Genomic DNA, 9,736 nt, shown 5'->3' with positions numbered 1-9,736 from the left:
CTCCTCGTCGTCGATCACCAGCACCCGCATCGGGGGCAGCGCCGGGCCCTGTCTGGGCGCCGCGCCGGGCCGCACCAGCGCGATGTCGGCGGCCGTCACGTTCAGCATGAAGCTGGAGCCATGCCCCGGCGCCGATCGCAGCCCCAGGTGCAGGTCCAGCAGGTCGACCAGTCGGGTGACGATGGACAGCCCCAGGCCCAGACCCTTGGCGCGATCGCGCTCCGGATTCCCGACCTGGTAGAACTCCTCGAAGATGCGCTGCTGCTCGTGCTCGGGAATGCCCATGCCGGTGTCGCGCACCGACAGGCGCCAGACTTCCTCGTCCTGGCCGCGGTTGACCTCGATGGCCACCTCGCCGCGCATCGTGTACTTGATGGCGTTGTCGATCAGGTTGCGCACCACGCGCTCGAGCAGCACCGGGTCGCTCTCGACGCAGGCCTCGGGCGGGCAGTCCAGGCGCAGCAGCAGCTGCTTGCGCAGCGCGGCCGGCTGGAACTCCCGCTGCAGCCGGCCCAGCCAGGGCTGCAGCGCGAAGACCTGGTTGTTCACCGGCACGACGTTGGCGTCCAGCTTGGAGATGTCCAGCAGCGCGTCCATCTGCGAGGACAGCGACTGCAGCGCCAGGTTCATCTGCGTCACGATGACGCGGCCTTCGTCGTCCATCGGCCGCTTGTCCAGCGCCGCGCCGAACAGCGACAGCGTGTGCATCGGCTGGCGCAGGTCGTGGCTGGCCGAGGCGAGGAAACGCGTCTTGGCCGCCATCGCGGACTCCGCCTGCGACAGCGCCTGGCGCAGCTGCTGGTTGCTCTTGTTCTGCTGCAGCCGGATCAGCACCGACTCGGCGAACACGCGGTAGGTGTCGCGCGCCAAGCCGGTCAGGATGACGCCGAAGAAGACGATCAGCGCCGACAGCACCCAGTCGAGCCAGCGGTGCTGCTCGCCGGGCTGGTGGAAGAGGCCCCACGCGAGCGCATTGGCCAGCGTCACCGGCCACAGGAAGACCTGGAACACGACGCGATGGCCGGCCGTGGTCGCGACCGCGCCGGCGCACAGGCCCAGCAGCACGATGGTCTGCACCATCCGTTGGAAATCGCTCAGGTGCGGCGCCGCGACCAGCGACACGCTGAAGACCAGGCCGTTGGCCAGGCTCAGCCAGATCGCCCAGTCCAGGCGTTGCTCGAGGGGGCGCTCATGCATCTCGGGCAGCCGGCCCAGCACGACCCAGCGCGCCGCCAGCACCACGAAGACCACGCCCAGCCAACCGTAGGCCAGCCACGGCGACATCACCTGCGCCGCCATCATCGCCATCATCAGCGCGGCGATGCTCACCGGATACGGGACGCGGCGGCCCTGCTTGCCGATCAGGCGCAGCAGTTCGAGCTCGACGCTCGCCTGCTCGGCGCTGCGCTCACCCGCCATGACCGGAGGGGGCAGCGCCTGGCCGCTGCCGCGAGTGGAGATGCATGGGTTGTGTAAGGCTTGTACTGGGCCGGCAATATATCTTGCCGAACCCTCACACCCAAGTGCCATGCCTGGGGGCGGCACCGCATCGCGGCCGGGTCGACGCGCAAATCGCGAGAAAGGCTAAAAAGCGCAGCGCGGATAAAACTATGCCGACCACCGCCGCCCCATCGGGCTTTGGTAGGTCGGCATAGCACTCCTCCCCTTGATCACGACGCTGAGGTCCAGGCAGCGCGCGATCGGTGCCCAGTATGCGAAGGGAGGCCTTCTCCCGGTATCCCCCTCAAGAGGGAGAGCGCTGGGGGCCTCGGCCTCCCCCACGTCCGGCGCGTTCGGGCGGGGCGCTCCTGCCGCTCAGGCGATCCGCAGTCGCTCCGGCGCATGGCTGTCGCGCAGCAGTTCCTCCAGCAGCGCGAGGTAGTAGCCCAGCGGCGGCGTCCGCATGCCCGGCCGCTTGGCCAGGTCGTCCCAGCGGCGCAGCTGCAGCGCGGCGCTCGCGTGCCGCTGGGTCATGAAGCGCAGGCGCTCCTCCGCGTTCATCGGACCGCCCTGCAGCGCCAGGCTGTGGCGCGAGGCCTCGGACAGGCCGGGCCCGTAGGCGGGATCGGTGCTCACCAGGTAGCGCTTGGCGTCGACATGCAGCCGGATCGGCTCCAGCACGTCGGGTCCCAGACCGCCCGCGCGCAGCAGCGGCAGCGCGGTCAATTCATGCTGGTCATCCCGCAGAGGGGCGGTTGAACCACCGTCCATCAGTTGGCCGACGTCATGCAGCAGCGCCGCGGCTACAAGGCTATGCTCCGCGTGCGCCCATTCGGCCAGTTGCGCGCATTGGAGCGCGTGCTCCAGCGCGGTGACCGGCTCGCGGCGCTCGTCGCCGTACTGCAGGTGGCCGCGACGGTGAAACACGGCCTCGACCTTCGCGATCAGGTCCATGAAGAATCCTCGACGTCACTCCAAGGGCGGAGCGGCGCCAGTCTCGACCCCGCCGATGACGGGTCTGTGAAGCGACGATGGGGTTCTCATTCAAATCGACTGAACAGTGGCCTCAGTTCCGGTGAACCGACGACGTACGGCGCACGCAGACACTTCGTTCCATTCCGGACGCTCCGGCCCTCCACGGCCCGGGGATCTGCCCCAGGAACTTTCCCAGGACGCGAGCTTTCCATGACCACGATCGACGACCAGCCCCAGGACCCCGACAACGCCCCGACGCAGCCGGCCGAGGCGGCCGCCCTGCCCGTGGCGCCGGTCGCCGCGCCGGCGCCGATGCCTGCGGTCAAGACCCGCTACGACGGCGTGGCGATGCTGTTCCACTGGGTGCTGGCGATCGCGATCATCGGGACCTTCTCGGTGGGTTGGTACATGGCCGACCTGCCGTTCTCGCTGACCCGGCTCAAGCTCTTCAACTGGCACAAGTGGGCCGGCGTGACCATCCTGGCGCTGTCGGCGCTGCGGCTGCTGTGGCGCCTGGGGCACCGCCCGCCGGCGGACCTGCCGATGCCGGCGTGGCAGAAGCTGGGCGCGCACGCGGTGCACTGGCTGCTGTACGCGGCCTTCTTCGCGGTGCCGCTGAGCGGCTGGGCCTACAGCTCGGCGGCTGGCTTCCCGATCGTGTGGTTCGGCGTGCTGCCGCTGCCCGACTTCGTGCCCAAGGACAAGGCGCTGGCGGAATCGCTCAAGCAGCTCCACCAGTTTTTTGCCTACGGCCTCGGCCTGCTCGTCCTTGCCCACCTTGGCGCCGTGGTCAAGCACGTCGTGCTCGACAAGGACGGCCTGCTGCGGCGCATGCTCCCGGGCCGCGCCTGAGCGGCATCGGCGCGGCAATCGCCCTGGACAACGCCTGACCCCAAGACTTCCGACCCCGCAGAGGATTCCATGACCGCACGTATGGCCACCCATCTCTCGATCACCGCGCTGTCGGTGCTGAGCGCCGCCTTCATCCTGGCCGCGCCGGCGATGGCGCAGACCAAGCCGGCCACGCCCGCCGCCACCGCGGCCGCGCCCGCCACCGCCAAGCTGGTGCCGGCGCAGAGCGACATCGCCTTCACCTTCCGCCAGATGGGCGTGCCGGTGGACGGCCACTTCAAGAAATTCGACGCGCAGGTGGCCTTCGATCCGAAGAACCCGGCCGCCGGCAAGGTGTCGCTGTCGATCGAGCTGGGCAGCGCCACGCTGGGCGACGCCGCCACCGACGCCGAGCTGGTCAAGCCCGAGTGGTTCAACGTCAAGAAGGTCCCGACCGCCACCTTCCAGAGCACCGCCATCAAGGCGCTGGGCGGCGGCAAGTTCGAGGCCACCGGCAAGCTCACGATCAAGGGCCAGGTGAAGGACGTGGTCGTGCCGGTGGCGCTGGCCCAGGCCGGCGGCACCACGACCGCCACCGGCGCGTTCGCGATCAAGCGGCTGGACTTCAACATCGGCGAGGGCGAGTGGAAGGACACCTCCATGGTCGCCAACGACGTCCAGGTGAAGTTCAAGCTGGCCCTCACCGGCATGGCGCCGCTGTAAGCGGCCCGCCGCCATTCCTTCGAGTTCCTCCGAGTTCCTCCAACCGGTCCGGGTCCTCGCCCGGTTCCTTTCCATCCCAACTGTTCGACAGGACCCCACGATGATGAAGAAAGCCCTGCTGCTCGCCTCCCTGATCGCCGCCGCCGGCCTGGCGCAAGCCCAGAGCGCGACCTACGCGATCGACCCGACGCACACCTACGCCACCTTCGAGATCAAGCACTTCGGCACCTCGACCAACCGCGGCCGCTTCGACAAGAAGGAAGGCACCGTGCAGTTCGACAAGGCCGGCAAGTCGGGCAAGGTCGAGATCACCTTCGACATGAACGGCATCAGCACCGGCTCGACGCAGTTCGACAACCACCTGAAGAGCAAGGACTTCTTCGACGTGGCCAACAACCCGACGGCCAAGTTCGTCGGCGACAAGTTCACCTTCTCGGGCGACAAGGTGGCCTCGGTGTCCGGCCAGCTGACGCTCAAGGGCAAGACCGCCCCGGTGACGCTGACCGCGACCAACTTCAACTGCTACGACAACCCGATGCTCAAGCGCGAGGTCTGCGGCGGCGACTTCGAGACCACCTTCGACCGCACGGCCTTCGGTGTCGACTACGGCATCCAGTACGGCTTCTCGAAGGACATCAAGGTCATCGTCCAGGTCGAGGCGGTGAAGCAGTAAGCCCCCGGGAATCCTTCACACCCGATGCCGGAAGGCCCGCGAAAGCGGGCCTTTCGCGTTTGCGGGCGGCCGCCTGGAGCGGGCCGGACCGCCGCGCCGACGCCCCGGCCTGTCGCGGATCGGCGCAGTCCATCCCGGCCTCCGCACGGCGCGTCGCCCGCCGCCTCGGGCGCCCAGGGGACTTGCGTACAGTGCGCCCCATACGACAGGTCCCCCCATGAACGCGCCGACTCCCGCCTCCCCCACCCCGCGCCAGCGCTGGCAGCGCTTCATGAAAGCCGCCGAGCAGGGTTTCCACAGCTACGGCAGCTGGCTGGTGTCCATCACCTGGAAGCGCTTCGCGCTGCTGTCGGTGATGCTGATCATCGGCGCCAACATCCTCCAGACCCTGCCGCCCTTCTCCTTCAGCTGGCAGTTGCCGGTCGAGACCACCGAGACCATCCACCCGCCCAAGGACCTGCGCCGGGATCGCGACCGCGAGAAGGCAGCGGAAAAGGCCGCGGAGAAAGCCGCCGCCAAGGCCGAGAAGCAGGCGGCAGAGGCCGAGCGGGCCGCCCGCTCGGAGCGCTCCGGCGAAGAAGCCGAGCCCGAGCACGCTGCCTCCGCCGCCAGCGGCATCCAGGCCGAGGACCTCGAGGGCCTGCGCTACGAAGTCCAGATCGACAAGCGCGGCGTGCGCATCGTGCCGCGCAAGCCGCTCAGCGCCGCCAGCGCGGCGGCCAGCGGTGCGGCGTCCGAGGCCGAGGTCACCGATCCCAACCTGCCCGCCATCGACATCCGCATCCCCAACGAGAAGCAGCGCGATGCGGTGCGTGAAGCGGTCCGCACCGCCGTCAACGACGCCAAGCGCGTGCTGGAAGAGGCCGCCGAGGAGGCGCGCCAGGCCAAGGCCGAAGCCGAGGAAGCCAAGGATGAACTCGAACAGGCCCAGCGCGAGACCTCGCGCAAGACCCGCTACCGCACCGTCCACCTGGGCGATTTCCTGGACAAGCTCGCCATCCTGGTGGTGCTGGCCTCGGCGCTGCTGAAGGCCACCTACAAGGGCCGGCTGCAGGCCGAGGTCAAGGCCGCCAAGGCCACCGAGACCGCCGAGGCCGAATCGCTGCGCCGCCAGGTCGTCGAGGCGCGCATGGCCGCGATGCAGGCCCAGGTCGAACCCCACTTCCTGTTCAACACGCTGGCCTCCATCGACCACCTGATCGAGACCGACCCGCCGCGCGCCTCGCAGATGCAGAAGAACCTGATCGCGCTGCTGCGGGCCTCGATGCCGACGATGCGCGAGGCCAATGCCAACGGCGGCGTGCGCGACCTGGGCCGCGAGATGGCCGTGATCCGGCCCTACCTCGAGATCCTGCAGGTCCGCATGGAAGAGCGGCTCCAGACCCGCATCGACGTGCCCGACGGCCTGCTCTCGGCCGAGTTCCCGCCGATGATGATCCAGAGCCTGGTCGAGAACGCCATCAAGCACGGCCTCGAACCCAAGGCGGAAGGCGGCAGCCTGACCCTCAAGGCCGAGATCGTCCACGGCAAGCTGCAGGTCACCGTCGCCGACACCGGCCTGGGCTTCGGCCGGGCCGCGACCTCCGGCACCGGCGTCGGCCTGGCCAACATCCGCGAGCGCCTGTCGCTGCTCTACGGCAAGGCGGCCAGCCTGACCGTCGCGGAGAACCAGCCCTCCGGCACCGTCGTCACCATCACCGTCCCGTACCGGACCTCTGCCCACCACGCGCAGGAACAAGGAGCACACGCATGAAGACGCTGTTCAAGGCCCTGTTGATCTTCGGTTTCGTCCTGGTCGGCGTGGCGACGCTGCTCGGCTGGGGCGCGGTCCACCTGCTGGGCGACGTGCCCGGCGTGCATCTCACCATCGACGGCGACGACGTCATCTGGACCAGCCTGGACCTGGCCGATGCCTTCGGCGCCGGGCTGGGCTTGATCATCGCCATCGGCGTGATGTGCCTGATCGTGCCGCTGCTGCTCCTGCTGGGCCTGGGCCTGCCGCTGCTGATCATCGGCGCGCTGGTGCTGGCCGGGCTGGCGGCGCTGGTGGGGGTGGGCGCGATCGTCGGCTCGCCGCTGATCCTGATCGGCCTGGTCGTCTGGCTGCTGGTGCGCGACAAGCCGCGCAAGGCGCCGATGGTGTCGCCCGCCGCGCCGGTCGGCCGGCTCTCATGCCGAACATGCCTCAAGCGCCCACCGAGCCAACCCTGCACGCCTGAGCCTTCCTTCCTGCCGGTCCGCGGACGCGCCTGCCCTAACATCGCCCCTCATGAGCGACACCACCTCCGCCCCCCGCGCCGTCCTCGCCGACGATGAACGACTGATGCGCGAGCAGCTGCGCAGCCGCATCGCCGAGGTCTGGCCCGAGCTCCAGATCGTCGCCGAGGCCAAGAACGGCCTGGAGGCCGTCGAGCTGGTCAAGGAACACAAGCCCGACCTGGTCTTCCTCGACATCCGCATGCCGGGGCTGACCGGCGTGGAAGCGGCCAAGCAGATCGCGCAGCTGCCCGACGACGACGAGTGGGCGCTGCCCGAGATCGTCTTCATCACCGCCTACGACCAGTACGCGGTCGAGGCCTTCGAGCAGGGCGTCTGCGACTACGTGCTCAAGCCCGCGGAACGCGACCGGCTGCAGGTCACCGTCGGACGCATCAAGAAGCGCCTGGCCCAGCGCAGCGGCGAGGCCGAACCCGAAGGCCCGGCCACCGGCACGCTGCAGCAGCTGCTGCACTCGCTGTCGGCGCGGGTGAACAACGCGGGAGGGGCGCCGAAGTATCTGCAGTGGATTCAGGCGTCGGTCGGCCAGACCATTCAGATGATCCCGGTGGAGGACGTGCTGTTCTTCATCAGCGACGAGAAATACACCCGCGTCCAGACGCCCACCGTCGAGGCGCTGATCCGCAAGCCGATCAAGGAACTGGTCGAGGAACTCGACCCGCAACTGTTCTGGCAGATCCACCGCTCGACACTGGTCAACGTGAAAGCCATCAACGGCATCAGCCGCGACTTCCGCGGCCGCCAGCTCGTGGGCGTTCGAGGCCTCGACGAAAAACTCGAGGTGAGCCGCTCCTACACCCACCTCTTCAAAGGCATGTGACGCGGCTGCGAGTCGGGTGCCGGGCGGTGTTGCAAATCCTCGCCATAGCGCTGCTATGGCTGCGGTTTGCGCCTAGCCCGGCGCCCGACTCGCAACCGCGTCACTCGTGGCAGGCATCCCTGGGGAATTAGCGAGGGGGAGCTTTGAGCTTGACGCCAGCAGCCTTCATCGCACGGCGAACCTCGGGGGCACCCTCGAAGTCGGAATCCATGTCGGGCTGCACCGTCTCGAGGCCGTGGCTGGAGTCAAGGTCGCCAGGGCCGCCGGGGCGACGCGAAGGCGTGCGAAGGCCAAGGCCCAGCGCCATCAGCGCGTAGAAGAGGAACGCAATCCGCGGGGCATCGATCAGGCTGTCGAAGAGACCGACGATCACGAAGGCCGACAGGCCACCCACGACGGCGGGCGACAGCGGATGGCGGCGACCCGCACCGAAGGTGCAGCGCCACAGCACCGTCACCAGCAAACTGCTCCACAGCGCCAGGCCGAACAGGCCCTGCTCGAACAGCACATGCAAGGGCAGGCTCTTCATGTGGAACGGCATGTGGTTGCGGTCGCTGGTGAAGTACCAGCGCGCCAGGCCCTCGCTGAAGTCGCCGTTGCGCAGCAGCGGTCCGTGCACGCTGTCCGCGATTGATACCGACGCAATCTCGAGCACGCCACCCCGCCAGTTCTGCGTGACCGAGGCCACCAGCCGTCGCGGCGCCCAGATCGATCCGCCGAAGTCCGGCGGCACATGACCCAGCTTCAGCTGCACCGGCTGCCAGGCGCCGCCCAGCGGCTCGACATCCGCCTCGCGGTCCACGCAGCGCAGCGGATAGAGCAGGAACTTCTCGCAGACCTCGACCCGCAGCCGGGTCTTGAACTGGGTTCGCAGGGTCACCGTCGCGGCCACCTCGCCCGCCACCGACGGCACGCGCTGGCTGAGCCGGAACATCTCGCCGTTGCCCATCATGTGCAGGCCGCTGGTCAGCGTGACGGTCGGTCGCGGCGACGGCTCCGCACCTGGCAACCCCACGGCCAACCCGTCCTCGCGCGCCGGGTTCCACCGGTAGTCGCCGACACGCTCGTCGAAGGGGCCACCATTGGCGAAGCTCGCCGGGAAACGGCCGCTGCCCTTGCCGAGCAGCCATTCGTCCATGGTCTTGAGCAGGTCCAGGCCGATGCGCCAGTGCTCAAGGCGGCCCTCGAAGTCCTGCTGCCCGGTCGACATCCGCTGGCCGATGTACGCGCCCCCGCCCAGCGCCGCGACCACCGCGCAGGCCAGCAGGCAGCCGGTCCACACCAGCCCCCGGATGCGCCAGCCGACGCTGCGCAGGTCGGCGCCGACACGCGGCGACCATTGCGTCGAGATCCATCCGATCGCGAGCACGGCCAGCACCGCCGCGACCGGCCCCAGTCCGCGGCCGTCGCCCCAATGCGCCGCGACCAGGCCGGCGCCCGCCAGCGTGGCCATCCACACCACCGCGAACGCGAAGGCCTGCGCAGGCTGCGTCAGCCCGCCGCGCCACAGCCAGCCCAGCCCCAGGCCCAGCAGCACCACGGCGCCGTCGATGAGGTAGGCGCCCTTGGGCACGAGGTCGATCAGCAGCCCGCCGCCAAGCGCCAGCAGCAGCGCCGGCAACGGCGACAGCACCAGCAGCGCGCGCTGCTGTCCGCGCGGCCAGGAGGCGCGCGAGGCCGGCATCGCCAGCAGCACCGCGACGCTGCCCGCGAGCGCGAGCAGGGCCCGATAACCACCGGCGCCGAAGAGCACCCAGGCCGCCAGCGCGGTACCGCCGATCACGCCGGCGGACCAGCCCAGCGGCACGGGGCCACCGGTCGCCGCCAGGCTGCCGGGCAACGATCCTTCCTGCCGCGCCGCCGCCAGGGTCTCGCGGCGCTGCACCGCCCACAGCAGCGCGCACAGCGCCATGCCCAGCGGCACCGCCAGGTAGACGCCGCGCGAGAAGGTCGTCAGCGAGGCGTAGAAGGCCAGCAGCAGCACCGCCAGCGCGCCG

At 69.5% G+C, this 9,736-nt stretch carries 9 protein-coding genes; 6 read left to right on the top strand and 3 right to left on the bottom strand.

What is annotated here, in order from left to right; genetic code table 11:
• Both FUT87_RS15650 and FUT87_RS15645 read right to left on the bottom strand, forming a co-directional pair.
• Positions 1-1,419: HAMP domain-containing sensor histidine kinase (locus FUT87_RS15650; RefSeq protein WP_147241606.1), on the bottom strand; the 1,419-nt coding region annotated here is incomplete at its 3' end.
• Between the two features lie 396 nt (positions 1,420-1,815).
• Positions 1,816-2,394 carry an HD domain-containing protein gene (locus tag FUT87_RS15645; RefSeq protein ID WP_091728313.1) on the bottom strand — a complete coding sequence of 193 codons (579 nt, stop codon included), beginning with the start codon at positions 2,392-2,394 and terminating at the stop codon, positions 1,816-1,818.
• A 333-nt stretch (positions 2,395-2,727) separates the two neighbouring features.
• On the opposite strand from FUT87_RS15645, the gene FUT87_RS15640 reads away from it, so the two are divergent.
• The 6 genes from FUT87_RS15640 (at position 2,728) to FUT87_RS15615 (ending at position 7,739) form a co-directional block, all read left to right on the top strand.
• Positions 2,728-3,267, top strand: a complete 540-nt coding sequence (locus FUT87_RS15640) for a cytochrome b (RefSeq protein ID WP_091731667.1) — start codon at positions 2,728-2,730, stop codon at positions 3,265-3,267.
• Between the two features lie 150 nt (positions 3,268-3,417).
• Positions 3,418-3,969, top strand: a complete 552-nt coding sequence (locus tag FUT87_RS15635) for a YceI family protein (RefSeq protein WP_147241608.1) — start codon at positions 3,418-3,420, stop codon at positions 3,967-3,969.
• A 103-nt stretch (positions 3,970-4,072) separates the two neighbouring features.
• A complete protein-coding gene (locus FUT87_RS15630; protein WP_091731674.1) occupies positions 4,073-4,642 on the top strand; it encodes a YceI family protein in 570 nt (189 codons plus the stop codon).
• A 217-nt stretch (positions 4,643-4,859) separates the two neighbouring features.
• Positions 4,860-6,395: a sensor histidine kinase gene (locus FUT87_RS15625; protein ID WP_186830561.1), complete on the top strand. Its 1,536-nt coding sequence runs from the start codon at positions 4,860-4,862 to the stop codon at positions 6,393-6,395.
• Positions 6,392-6,958: a hypothetical protein gene (locus FUT87_RS15620; protein ID WP_147241605.1), complete on the top strand. Its 567-nt coding sequence runs from the start codon at positions 6,392-6,394 to the stop codon at positions 6,956-6,958. The genes FUT87_RS15625 and FUT87_RS15620 overlap by 4 nt, the downstream gene beginning before the upstream one ends.
• Positions 6,912-7,739, top strand: coding sequence for a LytTR family DNA-binding domain-containing protein (locus FUT87_RS15615; RefSeq protein WP_091728318.1), 828 nt, complete (start codon positions 6,912-6,914; stop codon positions 7,737-7,739). Before FUT87_RS15620 ends, FUT87_RS15615 begins: the two co-directional genes overlap by 47 nt.
• Before the next feature lie 127 nt (positions 7,740-7,866).
• Here the strand turns inward: FUT87_RS15615 and FUT87_RS28885 are convergent.
• A partial coding sequence (locus FUT87_RS28885) for an O-antigen ligase (protein WP_222617168.1) occupies positions 7,867-9,736 on the bottom strand: 1,870 nt, incomplete at its 5' end.

The organism is Mitsuaria sp. TWR114 (genome assembly GCF_007997345.1).
Note: the sequence above shows the minus strand (reverse complement) of the source record. Positions and strands in the feature narration are given on the sequence as shown.